This is a genomic window from Bacillus silvicola (genome assembly GCF_050524305.1).
GTDB classification, from domain to species: Bacteria; Bacillota; Bacilli; order Bacillales; family Bacillaceae_G; genus Bacillus_A; species Bacillus_A cereus_AT.
Map to the genome: position 1 here is coordinate 1,012,339 of NZ_JBNGVC010000012.1, position 23,068 is coordinate 1,035,406.

The window sequence follows — 23,068 nt, forward strand, 5'->3', positions numbered from 1 at the left end:
AAAAAAATCGCAACAATTTGTTGCGAAAAATCACATTTTTTCCTTTCTATATATACATACTTGATTTTTCCCATTTTTTTTTGCTTCATATAATGCAATATCCGCTCTTTGCATTAATTCCTCTTTAGTAATTCCTTGCTCATATAACGCAACTCCAAAACTCGCTGTTAATTTCGAAATTCCAGAAAATTGCTTTGTTTCAATGAAAAATCGTAACGATTCCGCAACTTGAAACGCTTCTTTTTCTACCGTATCTGTCACTAATATTATAAATTCTTCTCCTCCCCACCTTGCAAATATATGTTGATGTTCAAATTTAGATTTCATAAGATTTGCAAGTTGTACTAATGCTAAATCGCCAAAATCATGACCATATGTGTCATTTACTGATTTAAAGTTATCTATATCAAACAAAATAAGTGCTATTTTTTTATCATTACGTATTACATTCTCCCACTCTGTCTCCAATATTTGCTGGAATTTCAAACGATTATATATTTCTGTCAATGAATCTATCATAGCCAGTCTTTCTTGCTCTTGATAGATTTCATCTAATTCTGTAATCTCTGTGCATTTTACTATAAATCGCGATAAGTCTTCTGGTAATGGTGTCGCACGTAATAAAAAGGTAGAAGCTTCCCCTTCATAATTGTGCATCTTAATTCTTCTTCCATTTGATAAAGTATCATCCAGCCATGTTACATCGTGAGTCGTCGAATAATATCCAGTCTCTCTTATAAGATGTTCTGCAAACACTAAATGTTGTTCACGATAGGTAAATAAATTATCATATCCGAAAAACTCTAAAAAATTTGTATTACAATCAACAATCTCATCATCTTCTACTATAAATAATAAATCATTTTGAAAATCAAACATCGTTTGAAGTAATTCCTGTTGTAAACTTACTTGTCGCACTAAAGAAAGCTGATATAAACTCTTATTCACTTCCTCCAGTACTACTTGTGGGGTTACTGGTGCTATAACAATATTACGTATTCCTAACAGTAGTAAATCTGCAAACTCATTGTTTATCTGTTGATCCCAAATGATAATGAATGTGCTCTGTGAATTATATATATTCTTTATATATTTTATTTGAGCAAAATCTGTTACATACATAATTACAATATGCGGTCTAGTTCTATGAAACAACATTTCTCCTTCTTCAAAACTATTTGCTATAAACATACATTTTGGATGGACGTTTTCTATCGTTTGTTGATGTGTACATCCATCTTCTATATAAAGGACATTCAACTGAAGATCTTGTAATACATTTTGGAAAACAGTATTCTCTAATAAAAAATGTAGTATGTTCATCACTAGTCTTCACTCACTTCATATATCTTGTTCTACTGAATTCCTCGCAATCATTTTATAAAAAATAGTTCTCAAAAAAATCCGATTAGTGAGGAATGCATATTAACAAGCTAATTGAGAATGTTATCTTCGCTTATCTACTCTGGAAACTCCTTTTTTAGTGTATGATTATAGGAATTGTATCGTTTGTATGAATGCCCCATCTCGTTACTTAAAACTTGACAATTAAAATAAAGTTATTATATTCTTAAATTCAATAACTTACAAAATGTAAGTAGAATATATTACATTTATTTTATATTAAGTTGATATGTAATTTGGAGGATATATAATGACAAACAATGACTTTTTTAACGTTTTATATGAACGCACATCTACACGTGCATTCAACCCTGAAAAAGAAATTTCATCTACAGAATTACATGAAATTTTAAAAGCCGCTGCACAAGCACCTTCTGCTTGGAACTTGCAACACTGGAAATTCCTTGTTTTCCAAGGCGAAAACGTACAAAAACGATTACATCCAATTGCTTATAACCAACAACAAATTCTTGATGCTTCTGCCGTAGTCGCTATTTTAGGTGATTTAGAAGCATATAAAAATGTTGAACCTGTTTACGGTCCAATTGTTGAACAAGGATTTATGAAAGAAGAAGCAAAAGAGCGCTTAGCTAAAAACATTGAATCTGCATATACTCGTGAGCAATACCCACGAGATGCTGCCTTTTCAAATGCTGCTTTAGCAGCAATGCAACTTATGCTTGCTGCTAAAGCAACTGGTTGGGATACTTGCGCTATTGGTGGCTTCAACCCACAAGCACTAATGGAAGAATTTAATGTTTCATCTCGTTACGTACCAATTATGCTTATTACAATTGGTGAATCCACTTTAAAAGGTCACCCTGCACCGCGCATGAGCGTAGAACAAGTGAGTGAATGGGCGAAATAATAAAAAACGAAGGTAATTTCATTACCTTCGTTTTTTTATATTCTGTTACACATCCGTAATATTACAATGTATTATTCGACATCTATACGTAGAGAAATCGTAATTTTCATGCTATCCCCATAAACAAATATGGCGTTTTGTGTCGAAATTTGTTAAACCACCGAAAGATAACCGTGTGTTTTTGTTACAATTGTGATACAATGATAACAAATAGATAACAAGAGAGGGATTTTCATTGAGTTCATACGGAAGCTTTATCGCACTTTTAAGTTACATAGTAACTGTACTACTGCTATATTTTATTGGCGATGCTGCAAACATATCAGTGTTACAATTCCCAAAAGAAGAAGTGTTCCAATTAGAAGCAGAAAAACATACTGCACGATCCATTGCACCACTACTCCTAGCTCTTCCTGTATATATCATCGTTTTATATAAAAGCAAAAAAGTGTAAAGGCTACCTAATTTATTTCATTTCGGTGGTCTTTACATTTTTTTGTGATATTTCCCCTATTTTAAACATCATTCCATACTAAATACCCACCTAGTCATTTAAAATGAGAAAATCCCCTAGAAAAATTTTCATTATCTGTCCAGTCACCAACTACCGAACTTACATAGATTATAAGTGTGAAGGGGGTGATGAGGATTATGTTTGGATCATTTGGATGCTGTGATAACTTTAAAGAATGTCATCATCGTGAGAGAGAGAGAAGAAGTTAGACCACAACGACCTGCTGTATGTAACGTACTTGCTACTATTTCAGTTGGAACAGAAATTTCTCTTTTAAGTATTAGAGTCCATCAATCATTCCGCAATGTAATTTTTGAAGGATTCTGTAACGGTGTTGCTCTTTTCTCTGCTTTAGCTAATAACAACAAAGATAACAACAATAAAGACGATAAGAACAATCAAAATACTTTTACTGGCATTTTACGTGTATGCCCAACTGATATTATCGCAATCGCTATCTAATTCTGTTCCTTATCCTCTATAGTAAGAAAATAAGATTTACTTTTCTCATAGCAAAAACCTGAGACCGATTTCAAATCGACTCAGGTTTTTTTTTATTATATGCTTTTAACTAATTCAACAACTTCTTCAGCAGTTGACATTGTTAATGCTTTTTCTGCTAATGTTTCCATTTCTGCTTTTGACAATTTGCTTAATTGTGTTCTTGCAGGAAGGATAGATGTTGCACTCATACTGAACTCATCTAAGCCTAATCCTAATAATAATGGGATAGCAAGTGAATCTCCCGCCATCTCACCACACATACCAGCCCATTTGCCCTCTTTATGAGCAGCGTCGATAACCATTTTTACAAGACGTAAAATAGATGGGTTATATGGTTGGTATAAGTAAGCTACTTGTTCGTTCATACGGTCCGCAGCCATTGTGTATTGGATTAAGTCGTTTGTTCCGATAGAGAAGAAATCAACTTCTTTTGCGAATTGATCTGCTAATACTGCTGAAGCTGGAATTTCAACCATCATACCAACTTCAATAGAATCAGAAACAGTTGTACCCGCTTCTACAAGTTTTGCTTTCTCTTCTAATAAGATCGCTTTCGCTTGACGGAACTCATCAAGAGTTGCAATCATTGGGAACATAATTTTTAAGTTACCGTATACGCTAGCACGAAGTAATGCACGAAGTTGTGTACGGAACACATCTTGCTCATCAAGACATAAGCGAATTGCACGGTATCCTAAGAATGGGTTCATTTCTTTTGGTAAATGTAAGTATGGAAGCTCTTTATCTCCACCGATGTCAAGTGTACGAACAACGACAGGTTGACCTTCTTTTACACCTTCAAGAACTGCTTTATACGCATCGAACTGCTCTTCTTCTGTTGGAAGATTGTCACGGCCCATGTATAAGAATTCTGTACGGTATAAACCAACGCCTTCTCCGCCATTATCGATAATACCTTGTACATCATTTGGTGTTCCGATATTAGCAACAAGCTCAACGTGATGTCCATCGCTTGTTACAGTAGCTTGGTCTTTTAATTTTGCCCATACAGCTTTTTGCTCTTCAAATTTCGCTTTCTTTTCTTCAAACGAACGAAGAGTTTCTTCTGATGGATTTACAATTACTTCTCCATCTAAACCGTCAATGATTACGATATCGCCGTTTTGGATTTTCTCCATAACAACTTTCGTACCAACAACAGCTGGAATTTCCATAGAACGAGCCATAATTGCAGAGTGAGATGTACGTCCACCGATATCAGTTGTGAAACCTTTTGCATACTTACGGTTTAACTGAGCTGTATCAGATGGTGTTAAATCTTCAGCAATAATGATTACTTCTTCAGAAATTGTACCAGGATTTGAGAAGTTAATTCCTAGTAAATGTGCAAGAACGCGTTTTGTTACGTCGCGAATATCCGCAGCACGTTCTTTCATATATTCGTTATCCATGTTTTCAAACATAGAAATAAACATTGATGCAACTTCATCCATTGCAAATTCAGCATTTACTTTTTCGCTATTTACTTTATCTTTTACTGGATTTACTAATTCCGGATCATTTAATACTAATAAATGTGCTTCAAAGATAGCAGCTTTATCAGCACCTAACTCAGCAAAAGCGTGGTCCTTAATAGCTTCTAGTTCAGATTTTGCTTTCTCAAGCGCAGCGTCTAAGCGTGCAATTTCAGCAGCTTCGTTCGTAATTGATTTCTTTTCAATGTTAAATTCAGGATTCTCAAGTCTGAAAGCCTTTGCAATAGCAATCCCACTTGATGCAGCGATCCCTTGGATATTAAGAGTCATTATTCTCCTAATCCTTCGTTTTTCATAGTTTCTTCGATAGCTGCTAGTGCTTGAGCTGCATCATCACCATTTGCAGTGATCTTAATTTCCGCGCCTTGTTGAATTCCTAAAGACATAACACCCATGATTGATTTTAAGTTAACGTTTTTTCCGTTATACTCTAAGTTAATGTCAGAACCAAATTTGCTTGCAGTGTTTACAAGTAGAGTTGCTGGACGAGCATGAATTCCTGAATCGCTAGTTACTTTAAAGATTTTTTCCATGATAATTTATCTCCTTTAAATTACGTATTTTTTTAGTTGTATAGACGTGAGTACTACATCATCTATTGTATATAATAGGCGATGTTCGGTCAACCACATCGCCTATTATAATTATAAACATTTTGCGTCAAATTCCTATTGAATGTCAATAATAGCGTTTTCGCCCTTTTTAACATTTCCATCTTTTTTCAATTCGACTTGTTGCCCTTGTTGTAAATTCGTAAAGACGATTGGTGTAATAATAGATGGTGCATTTTCTTTTACAAATGCAAGATCTACTTTTAATAATGGTTGTCCTTGCTTCACTTTATCACCTTGTGCTATAAGCGCTTCAAAGCCTTCACCATTTAATTTTACAGTATCAATACCAAAGTGGATTAAAATTTCTTTTCCACCTTCAGACTGAATACCAATCGCATGTTTTGTAGGGAATACATTTACAATCTCACCATTAACTGGAGAAACTACTGTTCCTTCTGTTGGCTCAATCGCAAATCCATCTCCCATCATTTTCCCTGAGAATACTTGGTCAGGTACTTCTGTAATCGGTAAGATTTTCCCTTCAATTGGTGAAACGATTGTTTCATTTTCATCAACTTGTTGAGGAGTTTCTTCCACTTTTACAGGCTCTTCTTTTTCAACATGAGGTGTACGACCTGACATAATATCATGAATTTGTGATTTTAATGTGTCAGATTTCGGTCCAAAAATAGCTTGAATGTTATTTCCAACTTCAAGTACACCAGCTGCTCCAAGCTCTTTTAAGCGGTCTTTATTTACATTCTTTTGTTCGTTAACTTGTACACGTAAACGAGTAATACAAGCATCTAAAGAAGCGATGTTTTCTTTACCACCAAGTGCTACTAATACTTCACGTGGAAGTTCACCTGCTTCTGTTTTTCCTGCACCTTCATTCGCATTTGCTACTTCACGACCAGGTGTTTTTAAATCCCATTTACGGATTGCAAAGCGGAATCCGAAGTAGTAAATAACTGCTAGTACAAGACCAACAATAATTACCCACCACCATGCTGTACGGCCTGGTAGTACACCGAATAAGATAAAGTCGATTAAACCACCAGAGAATGTCATACCAATTTTAACACCTAAAATTTGCATTGTCATAAATGATAGACCAGCGAATACTGCGTGAATTCCGAATAATACTGGTGCTACGAATAAGAATGAAAATTCAAGTGGTTCTGTAATACCTGTTAAGAAAGATGTTAATGCAGCAGATCCTAAAATACCAGCTGCTAATTTTTTATTTTCTGGACGTGCTTCATGGTACATTGCTAAAGCGGCAGCTGGAAGACCGAACATCATGAACGGATACTTACCAGTTGTAAATGTACCTGCTGTTAATTCCACACCATCTTTTAACTGTGCCATAAAGATTTTTTGGTCACCGCGGATTAATTCGCCAGCTGCATTTGTATACTGACCGAATTCGAACCAGAACGGTGAATAGAAAATATGATGTAATCCAAATGGAATTAATGAACGTTCGATTAAACCGAATATAAATGCTGCTAACGTTCTATTTGCATCAATCATTTGATGTGAGAACGTATTTAAGCCACCTTGAATGTATGGCCAAACGAAGCACATGATAATACCTACTACTAAAGAGAATGTTGCAGTTGCGATCGGTACGAAACGCTTACCTGCAAAGAAACCTAAGTATGATGGTAATTCAATGTTGAAGTATTTATTATAGCAATATGCAGCTACTATCCCGACGATAATACCACCAAATACTCCTGTTTGTAGCGTTGGAATTCCTAATACGTTTGCATATGCTGGATCTGCAAATCCAATTTTCACTGGATCTGTTCCAGAACTTGTTACCTTCACTAGCTTATCTACTTCTAAGAACACACTCATCGTTTTGTTCATAATTAAGTAGCCGACGAATGCTGCTAAACCAGCTACTCCGTCTCCACCAGCTAAACCGATTGCTACCCCAACTGCGAATAATAATGCAAGGTTAGCGAAAATAATATCACCCGATTGTTCCATAATTTTTGCAACCATTACGAACCAATCTGCTTTTAAAGCAGGAATAACATTTGTTAACTGTGGATTTTGAAATGCATTACCAAATCCAAGTAAAATACCTGCTGCCGGTAAAATCGCTACTGGAAGCATGAGCGCTTTTCCGACTTTTTGAAGAACACCAAAGATCTTCTTAAACATGGAAACCCTTCCTCTCTTATCTATATTGATACTTTTCGACAAACGCCAAAAAGGCATGAGGAAAAAAAAGATAGAACGATAGCTATACAAAGGGTAGTATGTCCCTTTATTTAGCTTACATTCCCAACTTCTCTCCACTCATGCCTGATCGAATCAGTAACACGTGTCAAAAATAGGATTACGTATAAGTTCACTATAATTAAGGCAAACGTTTTCGTTACTTACCTTAATGTGTTTGTCGAATTTTGTATAACTTTGCAATAGTTATTATACATAACTATTGTAAGCGATTCAATCATTTTTTTTAACGTTTTCATTTTAGACAAAAATATATGTCTTTTTACACATGTTCTGCTTTCACTAATCGTTGTAAATGCATCGTTAAATAAATACTCTCCGCTTCATATACAGGGAGTTGCAATTCTTTCTGCATTACTTTGACTAGTTTCCACGCCAAATTATAACAAACTGGATATTCCAACTTTAATAAATCAGCAAAACTTTGTGCTTCTTCTACTTTTTCTCCTTTTTTCACCCGCTCAATAGCATATTGTAAATGGCGAATAAGGCGTAAATAATGAATGCTTTCTTGGTCTAATGTAATTTGTAAGCTTGTCTCAATTAAAGACACAAGTTGTGCAATAAGACGGGAATTTTGATTAACAGAAGATAAATCAGAGTTTGTAAGCGAGCTGTAAATGTGAAGTGCGATAAAGCCAACTTCCCCTTCTGGCAATGTAATTTGCAAACGAGAATTTAAAAGTTGCACAACGCCTTCAGCAATTTCATATTCCTCTGGATATAGCATTTTCGTTTCAACTAAAAAAGGATTATCTATTGTAAGTCCTTGTTTCAGCCTTTTAATTGCAAAAGAAATATGATCTGTTAAAGCGATATGAATATGTTCATTTAATGGAGATTCCGCTTTTTCTTGAATATATAACATAATATCATTCATCAATTCAATTAGCTTTTCACTCACATGTGGTACTAAAAGTTTGTATTGTTCTCGATCACGTTCATTTTTTAAAACAAACATTTTCTCAATTTGTTCTTGCTCCAACACATCTTCAGCCTTTTTCCCAAATCCAATTCCTTTACCGATCACTACTACTTCCTCGTGTTCAGGATGGCTAGCAATGATGACATTATTATTTAAAACTTTTTTAATTTCTAGATAATTACTCATATAACACCACCCTCGTACTTAAATAGCCTGCTTTTATGTTACAGAATATTCTTCTTTGTCGTCAATGTAAAACATCTACCATTTAATAAAAATTCATTTTTTAGACATGTTTATATATGATGCGTATAATGTAAGAGCAACTGTACATAGAAAGGAGATAGCAACATGATTAAAATGTTTGTAAGTGATATCGATGGTACAATGATGCAACACGGAGGTCTTATCGACGAACAGGATGTTATGGCCCTACGCAGTTTAGCTGAACAAAATGTAATTCTTTGTTTCGCTTCAGGAAGACTTGATAATGAAATTGCAGATTTGATGAAGGCAGTTAATACAAATTTCCACCGCATTAGTGTGAATGGTGTATTTGTGTATACAAACGATAATAAACAACTACTATCCGCTACATTCGACTCTAGTATTTTACCTGATTTATTAGCGATGACAAAAGAAGATCCTTACTTCCGTTATGTAAGCGATGAACATAATTACTACATTGAAGAGAAGACACCTTTTATACATGAGTTAGAAAAACAAATAACAATGACTTCTATTGAAGAACCAAATTTATTACAAAAAATTGATGATACCATTTATCCAAATAAAATTTCTGTCGGTGGAACGAAAGAGGATTTACAAGTTCTTCAGGAAAAGATTGACGAAAAATTCACTGGAAAAGTTAGTACTTTCATTTCAGCAGAACAATGTTTAGATGTGATGCCACCAAATATTAGTAAAGGTTCTGCTATTTCTATTTTATTAAAAGAATTTCAAATACAACCAGAGGAAGTTGCTTGTATAGGGGATTCTTATAATGATATTCCAATGTTTTCTTTAACTCCTCACAGTTTTGCTATGTCTCAAGCAGATGAGGCAGTAAAAAAGCATGCTCACTATGTAGTAGATACAGTCAAGGATGCTGTTAACCACGTGATTGCTCATAATAAAAATACGACTCGCTCCTTATAAGGATGAGTCGTATTTTTATTTCTTTACATGTTGAAAACATCAAAGTTCACTGTACTTCACAAACTGAAATATATTACTTGTTACGTGCGATGTTCGTAATAAACTTATAACGGTCACCACGATAAATACATTTCACATACTCTAACGGTAACTCACCTTCTGAATAAGACCATTGACGCATTACAAGTACAGGCGCCTTTTTAGGAATATGCAGATGTTCAGCTTCGTTATCCGTTGCAATTGAAGCCTCAATTGACTGAGTAGCGCGAACTAGCTTAAAGCCCAGTTTTTTCTCTAAATGTTCATATAAAGATTGTTGCAATATTTCTTCGTTAATATCTTTCACAAGAGTTGGCGACAAATATGTCGTCTCAAATGCAATCGGTTCGTCATCAGCTAAGCGAGTACGCCTCACCTCATAAACCGATTCTCCCTCTTGTATTCTTAGCCGGTCTGCTATTTTAGCAGTAGCTGGAACTAGGCGGAAACTTAATAACTGGCTGCTCGGTTTCATACCACGAGAAATCATATCTTCTGTGAATCCCGTCATCCCTTGCAACTTTTGCTCCACTTTCGGAAGTTGGACGAACGTTCCAATTCCACGCTTCCGGTATAAATACCCTTGTTCCACTAAGTTATTAATTGCCTGTCTGATTGTCATACGACTCACTTCGAACTTATCACAAAGTTCATTCTCAGATGGAATTTTATCTCCCGGCTTCCATTCGCCGTCCTCAATTAGCTGTTTCACCCACTCTTGAATCTGATAATAGATCGGAAATGGTGAATACTTGTCGATGTTCATCAGCAATCGCCTCACTGCATAAAGATAGAGCTTCTGGATCTGCGATTACGGTTACATTCGGATGACGTTGTAAAACTGTAGCAGGACACGCCTCACTATATTCACCTTGCAATAATTCTTTAATAGCTTCTGCCTTTTTAGATCCCATAGCAACAAGTAGAATTTGTTTCGCTTTCATAATGCTTCCAATTCCCATTGTAATCGCATGAGTCGGCACATCTTCTTCATTTTCAAAGAAGCGAAGATTTGCTTGGCGTGTAGATTCTGTTAATTCCACAATGTTAGTTGGAGAATTAAATGGTGTTCCTGGCTCATTAAATCCGATGTGACCGTTTTCACCGATTCCAAGAATCTGTAAGTCAACTGGGTTAGCTGCTAGAATGCCTTCATAACGCTTGCACTCTTCCTCTAAATCACTTGCCATCCCGTTTGGTACATAAGTTTGTTTAAATGGAAGATGATCAAACAACTGTTCTTGCATGAAATAGTGATAGCTGTTTTTATCTTCATGTGGTAAATTTACGTACTCATCTAAGTTTACAGTGGTTGCATGACTTGTATCAAGTTTATTTTTTCGCATTTCTGCATAAATACCTAATGGAGAGCTTCCTGTAGCCATTCCTAATGTTGGATTTTCTTTTGATTTTACAACCCCTTCAATTAACTTATAACCTGCTTCTGCTAATTCTTCTGGAGTTTTTACAACAAGAATATTCATTTAATTACTTCCCTTCCTTCATATGAATTCCTAAACGCACCGTATCATATACATGTAATTCTTCAGTCATAACAACAAAGTCTGCATCTTTACCTACCGCTAACGCACCTTTATTATTTAATCCAAACTCTTTTGCTTGGTTAACCGATGTCATGAGTACTGCATCCTCGATTGAACATCCTGTAAATTCAATTACATTTCGGAAAGCTTGATCCATTTTCAAAATACTACCAGCTAACGTTCCATCTTCTAATCGGGCACTACCATCTTTTACATGTACTGGCTGTCCGCCAAGCTCATATAATCCATCTTCAAGACCTTTTGCACGCATTGCATCAGTAATGACACTTACTTTTTTTGGTCCTTTTAATTTATATGCTAATTTCACCATATCAGGGTGAATATGAATACCATCTGTAATTACTTCAACCATTACATCTGGATTTAATAACACATGACCAACAACTCCTGGTTCACGGTGATGTAATCCACGCATTTGATTGTATAAATGTGTTGCATGTGTAATTTTTCTATTTTTCAGTTGTGCATCAATCGCATCTGTATGTCCCATTGTGCCAACAACGCCAGTTTCAGCAAGATACTGTTCAAACTCTAACGCACCTTCTTCTTCCGGCGCATATGTTACTAATTTAATTAGATTACCGCTTGCTTCCTGCCATTGTTTAAATTGCTCGATACTTGCAGGAACAATATGTTCAAGTGGTTGTGCACCCGCACGTTTTTTTGAAACATATGGTCCTTCTAAGTGAATATATTCGAAATGTGCTCCCTTATCTTTCGCTTCCTTGGCAGCAGTTAACGCTGCTTCAATCGCTTCTGGAGCTTGTGTCATCGTTGTTGGGAAGTAAGTTGTAACTCCTTCTTTTAACATTTCTTTACCAAGAGTTACTAATCCATCGCTATTTGCATCCATCGCATCAATATCGTATCCACCATGAATATGAACATCAATCATACCTGGAATCACAATCTTCCCTGCCGCATCTAAAACAGTTTCATTTTCTTGTGATACATATTGAGCCATCAAACCAATTTCTTTAATTGTTTCTGCGTAACGAATAAATCCGTTTTCCACTACTTCTTGACCTGTATAAATTTTGGCATTGATGACAACTTGCGTTTTCATTTTCATCGACCCTTTCCCATGAAATACCTACTTGTTATTATTACCTTATTCGCCTAATTCCATCTTAATATACACACGAGTAGTTGTCTATACATTCTAATGAAATTTCCTCTTTGTTCAGCAAAAAAGGAAATTAATTGTTTCTCTCTCAATTATAATATATGTTATTCATTTTTTCCAAAAAGGGAAAATAACCTCTTATATAATTAGTTACTTAAGTAATGGCATCAAGCCGCTCGACCACATTGCAATATGTTCACCATCTGTTTCTATTTCTACTGTTCGTTTGTTTGTTCCATATAGCATTATACCGTGCTGTTTTAATCGTTTCACTACACTTTGGTGTGGATGCCCATACGGATTTCTACTCCCGTACGAAAGAATAGCGAATTGTGGATCTACTTTTTTCAAGAACGTTTCACTCGTTGAAGTATATGAGCCATGATGCCCCACCTTTAATACATCTGCATGTACATCAAATTGCTCTAATATTTCATTTTCCGTCCGTACATCAGCATCACCCATTAATAAAAAGTCCGCTTTACCATAACGAATCTTTAACACAATTGAAGACTCGTTATTCTCATCTTTCGATTTTCCATTGTTCAATACTTGTATAGAAACATGTGGATCTAGCGGTATGTATTGTCCTTCCTTCACTGGAATGAAAGGAATGCCCCTTTTTTTAATGTTATTTCGATACGTATGATAAGTAAATGAACTATATGTTTTTCCGCTATCTAATACGAGGGAAACTGGCATTTGCTCTACAATTGGAATAAGTCCTCCTATATGGTCCATATCAGGATGAGTACTTACAATTACATCTAAATGATTAATTCTTTTTTCAATTAGTTTTTGAATAATGACCTCTCCCGCTTCATAAGGACCTCCATCTATTAACATCGTTTGACCATTTGGCAATGTAATAAGTGTCGCATCACCTTGTCCAACTTTTAAAAAACTCACTTTCATTTTACCAAAATGTTGCCGCTGCATATGTATAGAAGACGCAGTATGAATAGACATCATATATCTTTTAGCCGATGCGCTGTTTAACGAAAAACATAATAAAACAGAAACCAACAATAGAATATTCCGTACACCTCTCATAACTCGTCTCCTTTTTTCATTTAGTATGGCACGCTCTGTAATTGATATACAAAAAAAGCTTAGCAAAATGCTAAGCTTTTATTTTGATAATTCCTGTAAAGAACCGAAGAATAAATCTGCTTCATTCATTTGTTCATTTTCTTCAGAAAGGGCTGGTAAATCATCTAACGTTTTTAATCCAAACGTGTCCAAAAACTCTTTCGTAGTTCCGTATAAGATAGGACGCCCTGGGCCTTCCGCTCTTCCCGTTTCTTTTATAAGCAAGTGCGAAACTAACGTTTGTAATGCCTTGTCTGTTTTCACTCCTCGAATCTCTTCCATTTCTGTCCTTGTAATCGGTTGACGGTACGCAACGATTGCCAACGTTTCAAGAGCTGCTTGAGAAAGTGAAGCCGCTGTTGGCGTATCTATTAATTTTTGATAGTACGAAGCATGCTCTTTCTTTGTTGCAAAACGATATACTTTTGCATATTGCACAATTTGCAAACCGCGATGCGATCCTTCACATTCCTTCTGCATTTCCTCTATACTGTTTATTACTTCTTCCACTTCAATTTCAAGAACTTTCGCTATCTGTTCTGGATAAATACCTTCGTCACCCGCAACAAATAAAAGCCCTTCAATAATCGCTTTTTGTTCTCTTCTATCCATTTTACGAACTCCTTCCTCCTATTTCCCTATAAAAATACACATAAAAAAACCGAATCACAGTAAATGCGTTCGGTTCAATATTTCTTCTCTCGTTCCAAACGATACATTAAAACCTAACATGAGATAAAATATTTCTACCCCATCTTCACATGCTGGCTCTATACGGATTTATTAGAGCTTGATACGAAAATTTCATCAAAATTATGTTCTTGCTCAATTATGATTTGTTGATTTTTCATCAGTTCAAGAACCGCTAAAAATGTTACAACCATTATTTCACGTTCTTCATCAGCAAACAAATCATAAAAGCTTTGACGACCGCCTTTTACTTCTAACTGCTGTAGTATATCAGTCATTCGCTGTGCAATTGGTATTTCTTGACGAGTAATTCGCGTCGTTACGGGGTTCTTTGCTTTTTTACGGCGCATTAGCTTTTGAAATGCCGCTAACATATCATATAACGTAACATCAAGAGGTAAGCTCGTCTCCTCTTCTTGTTGAAATGATGTAAAATCAATTGGCGGACGTGTATATAGCTGTGCTCTTTCTTGTTCTCTTTCTTTTAACTCAGTAGCAACTTGCTTATATTTCTTATATTCAATTAACCTCTCCATCAATTCTTGACGAGGGTCGTCTATAAAGTCATCACCGTTATCAGGTACATCTTCTTCTTGTTTCGGTAGCAACATTTTACTTTTAATTTGTAATAACGTTGCAGCCATTACTAAATACTCACTGGCAACATCTAATTGTAGTTCTTTCATCGTATGGACATAAGATAGATATTGCTCTGTAATTTCCGCTACAGGAATATTATATATATCAATTTCGTAACGATGTATTAAGTGTAACAATAGATCTAAAGGCCCTTCAAAAGCCTCTACTTTAAAATTATACTGCACAAAGCATCCCACCACATTTTTTCTATAACAACATAAGTATAGAGCATACTCATGTTCTATCCAACCTTTTTAAGAAATTTAATTAAAAATAGACCTATGCCCATGTCATAATGCCCACCGCTTCATATGATAACAATGTAGTAAGAACAATGTAGGAGGTCAAAAAACTATGGGTCACGTTGATTGCGGTTTTAGCGGTGGATTCGCATTACTTGTTGTACTGTTCATTTTACTAATCATTGTAGGAGCAGCTTGCTTCTGCTAATATGAAGCAATAAAGCGACTAGGGATATTTCCCTAGTCGCTTATTGTTAATATTTCTATGATACACTGTACATATAACCGTTAGACAGGAGCGAAAAAAATGTATCCTACCGAGTACATGCAATTTTTAATTCATTTTCATGGAGACTATGATTATTTTGAATGTCATGAAATACTAGAAGAGTATTGGAAATTAAAGCCTAGAGGAGAACGTGACAATTACTTAGTCGGTCTCATTCAAATTGCTGTTTCCTTATACCATCATAGACGATCCAATTGGAATGGTGCAGAGAAGATGATAAAAAGCGCAATAACAATTTTAGAAAAGAACAGCGCGCAATTACATCAATTCGGAATAGATCATAAACAACTTACATTCTTATTAAATGAAAGATTACAATCTATCCACAAAAAGGAAAATTTTGCCCCGTTATTTTTACCATTATTAGACGTATCGCTAGAAAAACAATGCATACAGTTATGTAAGAAACAAAACCTCTCTTGGAAAGATGCGAACGTCATTCCTGGTGAATACATCATAAATAAGCACACATTGCGTGATCGAACAGAAGTCATTTCTGAACGACACGAACAACTACAAAAAAGAAAGCAGAGATAATAAACTACTTATCCCTGCTTTCATGAATGTATATTTTGTTCAAGCTCTTTACACTTTTTGCAAAAACTTGCTGTTTGCTCATTTCCGCAAATTGTAAACTCAAGAAATTTACTCTTAAGCTCTTGAACCATCTTCGTCCCAATACCCATATGACGGTGAGACGGATTCACGCTCAAATGCTGAATTTCCAATACCTGATCTTCTTTTTTTATAATCCCCATTATCCCAACAAAATCTTCATTTTGTTTCCACAAATACAATTGCCAATCCTCTTTCGCCTCATACTCTTTCATTGTCAATTGTAATGTTTTCACATCTTTTTCAGTTGGCATAAATGAAAGAAGCCCCATTGCAATTTTTTCATAACTTTTTTTAAAACGAATTAACATAACCCTTATCCCTTCTTACAAAAGTTACAAACTATTTATCCCCTCAGTCACTCTTTTCATATCACATTCATTCTACAATATTTTTAACAGAGTGAGAAGAGGCTGAAACAACTTGATAATCATACAAAGCGTTAAGAAGAAAGTCAAATATATGTTTCCACGCTATTTTTTTCTATTATACCGCTCAGAAAAGAGACAATACTGTATAGAAACTAAAAGGAGAATCCCCCTGCTCATCACATTTTAATTATTTTTGAACGAAATAGTTCTATTAAAAACAATATGTTGAGAGAAATCCATTTATTGAAGCATATAATCGGTACTCCATTCTATGTATTTTGTTAAAATTGTGTTCTCCTGCACAATATATTTTAACGTTAGTAGCCGTCCTATTTGCATCATATATTTCGAAATATATACCAATTACTGTTTATACGAAATAAAAAAAGAGAGCAAAATCGCTCTCTTTTTCTCGTAACTTATTCTTCCCAAACTTTAACTTCTTTCATTACATCGCCTTGACGCATGTTTAATACTGTTTCAATACCGCTTGTTGCTTTACCGAATACAGTGTGTACGCCATCTAAATGCGGTTGTGGCTCATGAACAACAAAGAATTGGCTACCGCCTGTGTTACGGCCAGCATGTGCCATAGAAAGTGAGCCAACAAGATGTCTATGAGGATTTCCATCAGTTTCACATGGAATAGAGTAACCTGGACCACCTGCTCCTGTTCCTGTTGGGTCTCCACCTTGGCTTACGAAGCCAGGAATAACGCGGTGGAATGTTACACCATCATAAAATCCTTGCTCTGCTAATTTTTTAAAGTTTTCTACTGTTTTTGGTGCTTCTTCTGGGAAAAATTCTAAATCGATTTTTTCACCATTTTCCATTAATATGTATCCTAAAGTTTTCATACGTATATGTCTCCTTTCAACTATCTCAGCACTATATTACCACATTCATGACTAGAAACAAAAAGAATCCGACAATCTACATACTTCTTTTTTGAAATGTGGAGAAAGCTAGGTGACAAATAAAAAATATATACTATAATAACTGTGTTGCCCGAAAATTTTAGAAAGAGAAAGGGAGCGATTTTTCGTGAAAACGAAATTACTAGCTCTGCTATTAGCTGTAACGGTATTTATGATGCCAACAGCTTCATTTGCAGACATCATTGAGGGAGAATCAATTGTTACACTAGGAGAAAACTTATCTGAACAACAAAAACAAGATCTGTTAAAAGAAATGAAAGCACCGAAAGATGCTACAATCATTACTGTGTCTAATGCGGAAGAACATAAATTTCTAGAAGGAATTGTTCCAAAAGCACAAATTGGTACGAGAGCAATTTCCTCTTCTATGATTACATACACAAAGCCAGGATCTGGCCTTATTGTACGCTCAAAAAATATTAATTCGATAACAGATGCGATGTACACAAACGCACTTATTACAGCAGGTGTGAAGGATGCAGAGATTCAAATTACTGCACCATTTAAAGTTTCAGGAACTGCTGCTTTAACAGGTTTAATGAAGGCCTATGAAACAACATCAAACAAAGCAATTCCTGAGGAAGTAAAAAAAGTAGCCAATGAAGAAATGGTGCAAACGGCCCAGCTCGGCGATAAAATCGGTGAAGAAAAAGCAGTTCAACTTGTTGCAAAAATTAAAGAAGAAATTGCCAAAGAACAGCCAAAAACGACTGAAGATTTACGTTCATTAATTAAAAAAATTGCGGATCAACTTGGTATTACATTAACGGATGAACAGTTAGATAACTTAGTTGCGCTATTTGATAAAATGAAAAATCTTAATATCGATTGGAATCAAGTTGGCAGTCAGTTAAATAAAGCAAAAGAACACGTTTCTGCCTTTTTAGGATCTGAAGAAGGGCAAGGATTCCTAGATAAAGTGAAAGATTTCTTCTCAAGTATCATTGATTTTGTTAAATCGTTATTCAAGTAAAAAGAAGCTCGTCAGTGACGAGCTTCTTTTTTATACAAGTAACGGCAATTTCATAACAGCTTCTTCAACCGAACGAACAATATGATTTGCCTTCTCCTTCACATATGGATGAGCATGATGAAGAGTAAATGAATGCGGAGTTACTTCAAACATAGAAATATCATTGAAAGAATCTCCAATGCATGCAACTTCATTTGCTTCAATTTGCAAATGTTCCATTAGCCGCCTTAAAGCACTCCCTTTACTTACTCCCCTTGGCATAATGTCAACATAGCGTTTACCAGACATAAAAACTTCTGCTTCGCTCTGAAATGTATCTCGTAACTCTTGATCTAATGCTGCAATTGTCTCTTCTTCTCCAAAAACAAACAATTTCGCAGGATGTACAGTCTTACCAAATTCCTCTTCTAATGCTTCTATCTCAGCAATATGTACGCCCATATACGTTTCAAAATTATGATGATGTTCATTCTTTCTTTTTGTATACCGTTGCTCATTTGCACAAACAATATCTGCTAGTCCCTTTTTATGGATATATCGATATATTTCCTGGGCAATCCCATCTTCAAAACTTGATTCATGAAATATTTTTCCATCCGGTAGTAACATCATCGCTCCATTTAAACTAGTTGTGTAATACGGGAATGCAAACCTATTTACGACTTCATCAATTCGATGAGTAAAGCGGCCAGAGGCAAAACAAATATTTGTCCCTTTTTCAGCTAACCAACAAAGTGCACGTTCATCTTCTTTTTGCATATGATTCACATTGTAAACGAGCGTATCATCTAAATCACTTACAAATAATTTAATCATGTCCTCTTCCCCTCTCATACACAATATCTACTCTAAGTGTACACAAAAAATGTTTGGTTTTTGTTAAAAAAAAATAAATTTTCAATAAAAAAATAAACGGGAGCATAATCCCGTTTATTTTTGTCTTCTTACATTTTGAGGTCGTACAATACTAGGACGCACTTTTAAACTCGACATAGTTGGGCGGAGTAAAATTTTCGTTAACGCACCCCAATCAAATGGTAAAAACGGCCATAAATACGGTGTTTGTAAACTTTTTATGGACGCTAAAAATAAAATCAACATCGTCATTCCGATTACAAATCCCATCTCATGAAAGATGCCGGTTAAAATAATGACAAATAATTTTCCTACCTTATTTCCAAGTCCAAGCTCATAACTCGGAGTTGCAAATGATCCAATCATAGAAACCGCTACATACAAAATAACTTCTGGTACAAATAAACCTACATCAATTGCAATTTGACCAATTAATATAGCTGAAATCAAACCTGCTGCTGACGACAATGGTGTCGGTGTATGAATAGCAGCCATCCTTAAAAATTCAAGTCCAATTTCAGCCATCAAAACTTGTAATAAAATAGGTAAATGTGTCATCTTATTTGGCCCAATGAAAGCGAGTTTCTCCGGTAAAAGCGTTGGATCAAATACAAACACTAACCAAAATGGCAATAAGAATAAGGAGAATATAACACCTAGAAAACGTACCCAACGTAAAAATGTACCTACAGCTGGATTTTGTCTAAATTCTTCAGCATGCTGTAAATGATGAAAATATGTTGTTGGCGTAATCATCGCACTTGGTGACGTATCAACGAGCACTAGTACATGTCCTTCTAATAGATGATTTGCTGCTACATCGGGCCTTTCTGTATATCGAATAAGCGGGAATGGATTATAACTTTGCCTTACAACAAATTCTTCTACCGTTTTATCCGCCATCGTAATCCCATCTACTTCGATGCTATTTAATTCTTGTTTTATAATCTTCACTAAATCCGGATTTGCAACATCTTGTACATATGTAATACAAATATCCGTTTGCGACCTATCCCCTACTCGGATCATTTCATTTCGAAGACGTGGATCGCGTATCCTTCTACGAATTAAAGCTGTATTTACAACGATATTTTCAACAAAGCCATCCCTTGCACCACGTACTACCTTTTCTGTATCTGGTTCTGTCGGTGTCCGGCCCGGATAACTACGAACATCTATTGCAAAAGCTTCCGTTTCACCTTCCACAAATATAATAATGAGTCCTGATAATACTTGAAGCATTACATCATCCATCGTTTTCACTTTACTTACTTGTTGATGAATTAAACGATTTTCTAAAAGCTTTACTGTATCTTCTTCTACATCCCTTATTTCATTTGTATCCACTGCTTCTTCTAAAATAGGGATAATATAATTCGTATCACAAAGTCCATTTACAAATAACACACCGATTTCTTTATTTAAAATTTGAAATTTACGAATACCAACATCGTATGTAACACCTAGTCCAACTGTTTGCTTTAAGTAATTTTCATTATCACTTAAAAAAGATGAAATCGGGATATTCACCTTTTTAGGCTTCGTCATAAAACCCACTCCTTTCCAAAATTAATTGAATCGCTTTTCTAGTAATAGGTGATCCTCTCTCCCATTCATCATTTCCACACATCTTACCAATATCACCGACCCCGACAATGACAGGGACGTTCAGATCATCTAAACAATAAATCGTATCCCCACTAATCCGGCCGATTTCACCATCTGGGAGTCCAAATTTATCAACACCGTATTCTGTCAAATTCCCATTCCGATCTACACTTACATCTACACGCGCCCATTCCCAATGATGTGTATTCGACGCTACTGCTAAAATACCCAGTACATCAACTTGTTTATGTGTTGCAACATACTTTAACGCCTTTTCACCAGATCCTTCTCCTATAAATCCGCTGTCATCAAACATGACAAATACAGGGTCATATGGCGTTTGCATAATAAGCTCAACAACTTTCTTCCCTGTCAATTTGGTCGGATTACTTTGCGATGCTGAAATACACCTTCCCCCAAATTCCTTTGTTAAAAGCTCAATTGTCCGCTTTGCATATTCATCTCCATCTGTGACCAAAACAACCCTTCGTCTCATTTGATTTATCCTTTCGGTTTACATATAAGTGCAACAAAAAATGAAAATAATATCGCCGCTGAAATCCCCGCAGACGTTAAGCTAAACATACCGATTCCAATCCCTAAATATCCATGTTTTTCTGCCGCATGCATTGCCCCGTGCAATAGTGAATGTCCAAAACTTGTAATAGGGACCGTTGCCCCAGCACCTGCAAATTTTATAAGCTTATCATACAATCCGAATCCGTCTAAAATAGCTCCGGCGACTACAAAAGTTGCCATTAAATGTGCCGGTGTTAACTTTGCAAAATCTAGCAACACTTGTCCAATGACACAAATAGCTCCTCCTACAAGAAATGCATATATAAAATCCACAATTCACTCTCCTTTAACTCTTTCAAACACAACACCATGCGCAATCGTTGGAATCGTTTCCTTCTGCTGTATCATCATCGGGCTTAATAAAGCTCCAGTTGCAACGACAAAAATTCGTTGTAAGTTCCCTTTTTGCATTTCACGCAATAAATGACCGTATGTTACAACAGCTGAACAAGCACAACCACTACCACCTGCAAACACTTCTTCTTGATTTGAATTGTAAATCATTAATCCACAATCGTTGTATATATGTCCAAGATTATACCCTTCCTCAAGTAAAAGTTGTTTCGTAATTGGTGTCCCCACAGCTGATAAATCACCAGTAACAATAAGGTCATAATCAGCGGCACTTCTTCTTAAATCTTCAAAATGCTGTTGAATTGTATGAGCAGCAGCTGGCGCCATTGCCGATCCCATATCTAGAGGATTAGCAATTCCTAAATCTTGTACTTTTCCGATTGTTGCTGCTGTTATTTTAATTGCACTTTCTTCATTGCTAATTAATATGGATCCTGCTCCGGTAACAGTCGAGTTTGCTGTCCCAGGCTTTTGTCCCCCGTACTCTGTTGGATTACGAAATTGTCTTTCAGCCGTCGCATTATGACTACTTACTGTCGCTAAGACACGATTCGCAAATCCACCATCTATAAATGCTGATCCAACCGCCAAAGTTTCCATTGACGTCGCACAAGCACTGAACATCCCTAAAAAAGGAATACCACAATCTCGAGCAACATAATTTGCTGTCACTGTTTGGTTTAATAAATCACCTGCTAAAAAAAAATCAATTTGTGATGGTTTTATATTTCCTTTTTGCAACGCTTGTTGAATCGAGTCTGACATTAACCTTCGTTCAGCAAGTTCCCAGTTTTCCTCTCCACAATGTAAGTCTGAATATGAAATATCAAAATCCTTTCCAAGAGGGCCTTCAGCTTCTTTCGGACCGACAGCGGTACCAGTTGCATTCACGAAGATATCATTTTGAAATACCCACGTTTGTTTTCCGGTCAATCTCATACCTATCCCTCCTTTAAGACATTAAAATTTGAAATGTATATCTTATTAATCCGATAATGTATGCACCGACCACTCCAAACACAATGACGCTTCCTGCGAGCTTAAACATGTTTGTAGCGATTCCTAGAACAATCCCTTCACTCCTATGTTCTATCGCAGCACTTGCCATAGAATTCGCAAATCCAGTAACTGGTACTGCTGATCCCGCTCCAGAAAACTGCCCGATTTTATCATAAACACCACATCCTGTTAAAATCGCTGATAGTAAAACGAGAGTTGCAACTGTAGGGTTTCCTGCCTCTTGCTCACTAAAGTGAAAGTAATGTATATAAAATTTCATCAATACTTCTCCGACGGTACAAATGAATCCCCCAACAAGAAATGCCTTCACACAATTTATTAAATAGTTCGGTTTCGGATGGTACTCTTTCACTTTATTTATGTAATCATCTTTCAGTTTTCGCCCTGCCATATA

At 35.8% G+C, this 23,068-nt stretch carries 25 protein-coding genes and 1 pseudogene; 7 read left to right on the forward strand and 19 right to left on the reverse strand.

The window, feature by feature from the left end; translation table 11 throughout:
* Positions 1 to 30: 30 nt before the first annotated feature.
* On the reverse strand, positions 31 to 1,323 hold the full coding sequence (locus ACP6L7_RS17090; RefSeq protein ID WP_141533246.1) for a GGDEF domain-containing protein: 1,293 nt from the start codon (positions 1,321 to 1,323) through the stop codon (positions 31 to 33).
* 331 nt (positions 1,324 to 1,654) lie between these two features.
* On the opposite strand from ACP6L7_RS17090, the gene ACP6L7_RS17095 reads away from it, so the two are divergent.
* The 3 genes and pseudogenes from ACP6L7_RS17095 to ACP6L7_RS17105 all read left to right on the forward strand — a co-directional run bounded on the left by ACP6L7_RS17095 (position 1,655) and on the right by ACP6L7_RS17105 (position 3,248).
* Complete coding sequence (locus ACP6L7_RS17095) at positions 1,655 to 2,272, forward strand: nitroreductase family protein (RefSeq protein ID WP_071746939.1); 618 nt, start codon at positions 1,655 to 1,657, stop codon at positions 2,270 to 2,272.
* Between the two features lie 235 nt (positions 2,273 to 2,507).
* The gene (locus tag ACP6L7_RS17100) at positions 2,508 to 2,726 is read left to right on the forward strand and encodes a hypothetical protein (protein ID WP_071746940.1); all 219 of its coding nucleotides are present in this window, start codon (positions 2,508 to 2,510) and stop codon (positions 2,724 to 2,726) included.
* A 197-nt stretch (positions 2,727 to 2,923) separates the two neighbouring features.
* Positions 2,924 to 3,248, forward strand: a pseudogene (locus tag ACP6L7_RS17105) (DUF3915 family protein).
* Positions 3,249 to 3,343: 95 nt separating this feature from the next.
* Here ACP6L7_RS17105 and ptsP read toward each other — a convergent pair.
* The 4 genes from ptsP to glcT form a co-directional block, all read right to left on the reverse strand.
* Positions 3,344 to 5,056, reverse strand: coding sequence for a phosphoenolpyruvate--protein phosphotransferase (gene ptsP, locus ACP6L7_RS17110; RefSeq protein WP_000174202.1), 1,713 nt, complete (start codon positions 5,054 to 5,056; stop codon positions 3,344 to 3,346).
* On the reverse strand, positions 5,056 to 5,319 hold the full coding sequence (gene ptsH / locus ACP6L7_RS17115) for a phosphocarrier protein HPr (protein WP_000411079.1): 264 nt from the start codon (positions 5,317 to 5,319) through the stop codon (positions 5,056 to 5,058). Before ptsH ends, ptsP begins: the two co-directional genes overlap by 1 nt.
* A 135-nt stretch (positions 5,320 to 5,454) precedes the next feature.
* Entirely contained in the window at positions 5,455 to 7,518 is a 2,064-nt protein-coding gene (ptsG, locus tag ACP6L7_RS17120; protein WP_097830820.1) for a PTS glucose transporter subunit IIABC, read from the reverse strand.
* Positions 7,519 to 7,858: 340 nt separating this feature from the next.
* Positions 7,859 to 8,707: a glucose PTS transporter transcription antiterminator GlcT gene (gene glcT / locus ACP6L7_RS17125; protein WP_097830819.1), complete on the reverse strand. Its 849-nt coding sequence runs from the start codon at positions 8,705 to 8,707 to the stop codon at positions 7,859 to 7,861.
* A gap of 165 nt (positions 8,708 to 8,872) precedes the next feature.
* Here glcT and ACP6L7_RS17130 point away from each other — a divergent pair, with 165 nt between their 5' ends.
* Positions 8,873 to 9,679, forward strand: coding sequence for an HAD family hydrolase (locus tag ACP6L7_RS17130; protein WP_097830818.1), 807 nt, complete (start codon positions 8,873 to 8,875; stop codon positions 9,677 to 9,679).
* 73 nt (positions 9,680 to 9,752) lie between these two features.
* Here the strand turns inward: ACP6L7_RS17130 and phnF are convergent, their stop codons facing one another.
* The 6 genes from phnF to ACP6L7_RS17160 form a co-directional block, all read right to left on the reverse strand.
* The gene (gene phnF / locus ACP6L7_RS17135; RefSeq protein ID WP_071746946.1) at positions 9,753 to 10,484 is read right to left on the reverse strand and encodes a phosphonate metabolism transcriptional regulator PhnF; all 732 of its coding nucleotides are present in this window, start codon (positions 10,482 to 10,484) and stop codon (positions 9,753 to 9,755) included.
* Complete coding sequence (gene nagB / locus ACP6L7_RS17140) at positions 10,414 to 11,202, reverse strand: glucosamine-6-phosphate deaminase (RefSeq protein WP_097830817.1); 789 nt, start codon at positions 11,200 to 11,202, stop codon at positions 10,414 to 10,416. The genes phnF and nagB overlap by 71 nt, the downstream gene beginning before the upstream one ends.
* Before the next feature lie 4 nt (positions 11,203 to 11,206).
* Positions 11,207 to 12,349 carry an N-acetylglucosamine-6-phosphate deacetylase gene (gene nagA / locus ACP6L7_RS17145; RefSeq protein WP_097831048.1) on the reverse strand — a complete coding sequence of 381 codons (1,143 nt, stop codon included), beginning with the start codon at positions 12,347 to 12,349 and terminating at the stop codon, positions 11,207 to 11,209.
* A 210-nt stretch (positions 12,350 to 12,559) separates the two neighbouring features.
* The gene (locus ACP6L7_RS17150) at positions 12,560 to 13,462 is read right to left on the reverse strand and encodes a ComEC/Rec2 family competence protein (RefSeq protein WP_097830816.1); all 903 of its coding nucleotides are present in this window, start codon (positions 13,460 to 13,462) and stop codon (positions 12,560 to 12,562) included.
* A 78-nt stretch (positions 13,463 to 13,540) separates the two neighbouring features.
* Positions 13,541 to 14,113: an SMC-Scp complex subunit ScpB gene (gene scpB, locus ACP6L7_RS17155; RefSeq protein ID WP_097830815.1), complete on the reverse strand. Its 573-nt coding sequence runs from the start codon at positions 14,111 to 14,113 to the stop codon at positions 13,541 to 13,543.
* Between the two features lie 158 nt (positions 14,114 to 14,271).
* Positions 14,272 to 15,015: a segregation/condensation protein A gene (locus ACP6L7_RS17160; RefSeq protein ID WP_097830814.1), complete on the reverse strand. Its 744-nt coding sequence runs from the start codon at positions 15,013 to 15,015 to the stop codon at positions 14,272 to 14,274.
* Between the two features lie 169 nt (positions 15,016 to 15,184).
* Between ACP6L7_RS17160 and ACP6L7_RS17165 the strand changes: the two genes are divergently transcribed.
* Both ACP6L7_RS17165 and ACP6L7_RS17170 read left to right on the forward strand, forming a co-directional pair.
* The gene (locus tag ACP6L7_RS17165) at positions 15,185 to 15,280 is read left to right on the forward strand and encodes a YjcZ family sporulation protein (RefSeq protein ID WP_000510194.1); all 96 of its coding nucleotides are present in this window, start codon (positions 15,185 to 15,187) and stop codon (positions 15,278 to 15,280) included.
* 99 nt (positions 15,281 to 15,379) lie between these two features.
* On the forward strand, positions 15,380 to 15,898 hold the full coding sequence (locus ACP6L7_RS17170; RefSeq protein ID WP_097830813.1) for a DUF309 domain-containing protein: 519 nt from the start codon (positions 15,380 to 15,382) through the stop codon (positions 15,896 to 15,898).
* A 20-nt stretch (positions 15,899 to 15,918) separates the two neighbouring features.
* Here ACP6L7_RS17170 and ribT read toward each other — a convergent pair whose 3' ends face one another.
* Positions 15,919 to 16,287, reverse strand: a complete 369-nt coding sequence (ribT, locus tag ACP6L7_RS17175) for a GNAT family N-acetyltransferase RibT (protein WP_000908403.1) — start codon at positions 16,285 to 16,287, stop codon at positions 15,919 to 15,921.
* Positions 16,288 to 16,766: 479 nt separating this feature from the next.
* Positions 16,767 to 17,204, reverse strand: coding sequence for a peptidylprolyl isomerase (locus tag ACP6L7_RS17180; protein ID WP_000853785.1), 438 nt, complete (start codon positions 17,202 to 17,204; stop codon positions 16,767 to 16,769).
* A gap of 187 nt (positions 17,205 to 17,391) precedes the next feature.
* Between ACP6L7_RS17180 and ACP6L7_RS17185 the strand changes: the two genes are divergently transcribed.
* Positions 17,392 to 18,258: a DUF1002 domain-containing protein gene (locus ACP6L7_RS17185; RefSeq protein WP_000850509.1), complete on the forward strand. Its 867-nt coding sequence runs from the start codon at positions 17,392 to 17,394 to the stop codon at positions 18,256 to 18,258.
* Positions 18,259 to 18,288: 30 nt separating this feature from the next.
* On the opposite strand, the gene ACP6L7_RS17190 is transcribed toward ACP6L7_RS17185, so the two are convergent.
* The 6 genes from ACP6L7_RS17190 to spoVAC form a co-directional block, all read right to left on the reverse strand.
* Entirely contained in the window at positions 18,289 to 19,092 is an 804-nt protein-coding gene (locus ACP6L7_RS17190) for a Cof-type HAD-IIB family hydrolase (RefSeq protein WP_141533245.1), read from the reverse strand.
* A gap of 96 nt (positions 19,093 to 19,188) precedes the next feature.
* Positions 19,189 to 20,661, reverse strand: coding sequence for a spore germination protein SpoVAF (gene spoVAF / locus ACP6L7_RS17195; protein ID WP_097830812.1), 1,473 nt, complete (start codon positions 20,659 to 20,661; stop codon positions 19,189 to 19,191).
* Entirely contained in the window at positions 20,648 to 21,217 is a 570-nt protein-coding gene (gene spoVAEA, locus ACP6L7_RS17200; protein ID WP_001254419.1) for a stage V sporulation protein SpoVABEA, read from the reverse strand. Before spoVAEA ends, spoVAF begins: the two co-directional genes overlap by 14 nt.
* Positions 21,218 to 21,222: 5 nt before the next feature.
* The gene (spoVAE, locus tag ACP6L7_RS17205) at positions 21,223 to 21,573 is read right to left on the reverse strand and encodes a stage V sporulation protein AE (RefSeq protein WP_002014916.1); all 351 of its coding nucleotides are present in this window, start codon (positions 21,571 to 21,573) and stop codon (positions 21,223 to 21,225) included.
* A 3-nt stretch (positions 21,574 to 21,576) separates the two neighbouring features.
* Positions 21,577 to 22,593 carry a stage V sporulation protein AD gene (gene spoVAD / locus ACP6L7_RS17210; RefSeq protein WP_097830811.1) on the reverse strand — a complete coding sequence of 339 codons (1,017 nt, stop codon included), beginning with the start codon at positions 22,591 to 22,593 and terminating at the stop codon, positions 21,577 to 21,579.
* Between the two features lie 13 nt (positions 22,594 to 22,606).
* On the reverse strand, positions 22,607 to 23,065 hold the full coding sequence (spoVAC, locus tag ACP6L7_RS17215; RefSeq protein ID WP_097830810.1) for a stage V sporulation protein AC: 459 nt from the start codon (positions 23,063 to 23,065) through the stop codon (positions 22,607 to 22,609).
* Between the last annotated feature and the right edge of the window lie 3 nt (positions 23,066 to 23,068).

Coding starts and splice junctions, on each gene's coding strand:
- ACP6L7_RS17095 (WP_071746939.1), top strand. CDS start 1,655: ATGACAAACAATGACTTTTTTAACGTTTTATATGAACGCACATCTACA.
- scpB (WP_097830815.1), bottom strand. CDS start 14,113: ATGGATAGAAGAGAACAAAAAGCGATTATTGAAGGGCTTTTATTTGTT.
- nagA (WP_097831048.1), bottom strand. CDS start 12,349: ATGAAAACGCAAGTTGTCATCAATGCCAAAATTTATACAGGTCAAGAA.
- ACP6L7_RS17190 (WP_141533245.1), bottom strand. CDS start 19,092: ATGAGAGGGGAAGAGGACATGATTAAATTATTTGTAAGTGATTTAGAT.
- spoVAEA (WP_001254419.1), bottom strand. CDS start 21,217: ATGAGACGAAGGGTTGTTTTGGTCACAGATGGAGATGAATATGCAAAG.
- ACP6L7_RS17150 (WP_097830816.1), bottom strand. CDS start 13,462: ATGAGAGGTGTACGGAATATTCTATTGTTGGTTTCTGTTTTATTATGT.
- ACP6L7_RS17130 (WP_097830818.1), top strand. CDS start 8,873: ATGATTAAAATGTTTGTAAGTGATATCGATGGTACAATGATGCAACAC.
- ptsH (WP_000411079.1), bottom strand. CDS start 5,319: ATGGAAAAAATCTTTAAAGTAACTAGCGATTCAGGAATTCATGCTCGT.
- phnF (WP_071746946.1), bottom strand. CDS start 10,484: ATGAACATCGACAAGTATTCACCATTTCCGATCTATTATCAGATTCAA.
- ptsP (WP_000174202.1), bottom strand. CDS start 5,056: ATGACTCTTAATATCCAAGGGATCGCTGCATCAAGTGGGATTGCTATT.
- spoVAF (WP_097830812.1), bottom strand. CDS start 20,661: ATGACGAAGCCTAAAAAGGTGAATATCCCGATTTCATCTTTTTTAAGT.
- ACP6L7_RS17090 (WP_141533246.1), bottom strand. CDS start 1,323: ATGAACATACTACATTTTTTATTAGAGAATACTGTTTTCCAAAATGTA.
- ribT (WP_000908403.1), bottom strand. CDS start 16,287: ATGTTAATTCGTTTTAAAAAAAGTTATGAAAAAATTGCAATGGGGCTT.
- spoVAD (WP_097830811.1), bottom strand. CDS start 22,593: ATGAGATTGACCGGAAAACAAACGTGGGTATTTCAAAATGATATCTTC.
- ACP6L7_RS17180 (WP_000853785.1), bottom strand. CDS start 17,204: ATGAAAACTTTAGGATACATATTAATGGAAAATGGTGAAAAAATCGAT.
- glcT (WP_097830819.1), bottom strand. CDS start 8,707: ATGAGTAATTATCTAGAAATTAAAAAAGTTTTAAATAATAATGTCATC.
- spoVAC (WP_097830810.1), bottom strand. CDS start 23,065: ATGGCAGGGCGAAAACTGAAAGATGATTACATAAATAAAGTGAAAGAG.
- ptsG (WP_097830820.1), bottom strand. CDS start 7,518: ATGTTTAAGAAGATCTTTGGTGTTCTTCAAAAAGTCGGAAAAGCGCTC.
- ACP6L7_RS17170 (WP_097830813.1), top strand. CDS start 15,380: ATGTATCCTACCGAGTACATGCAATTTTTAATTCATTTTCATGGAGAC.
- nagB (WP_097830817.1), bottom strand. CDS start 11,202: ATGAATATTCTTGTTGTAAAAACTCCAGAAGAATTAGCAGAAGCAGGT.
- ACP6L7_RS17165 (WP_000510194.1), top strand. CDS start 15,185: ATGGGTCACGTTGATTGCGGTTTTAGCGGTGGATTCGCATTACTTGTT.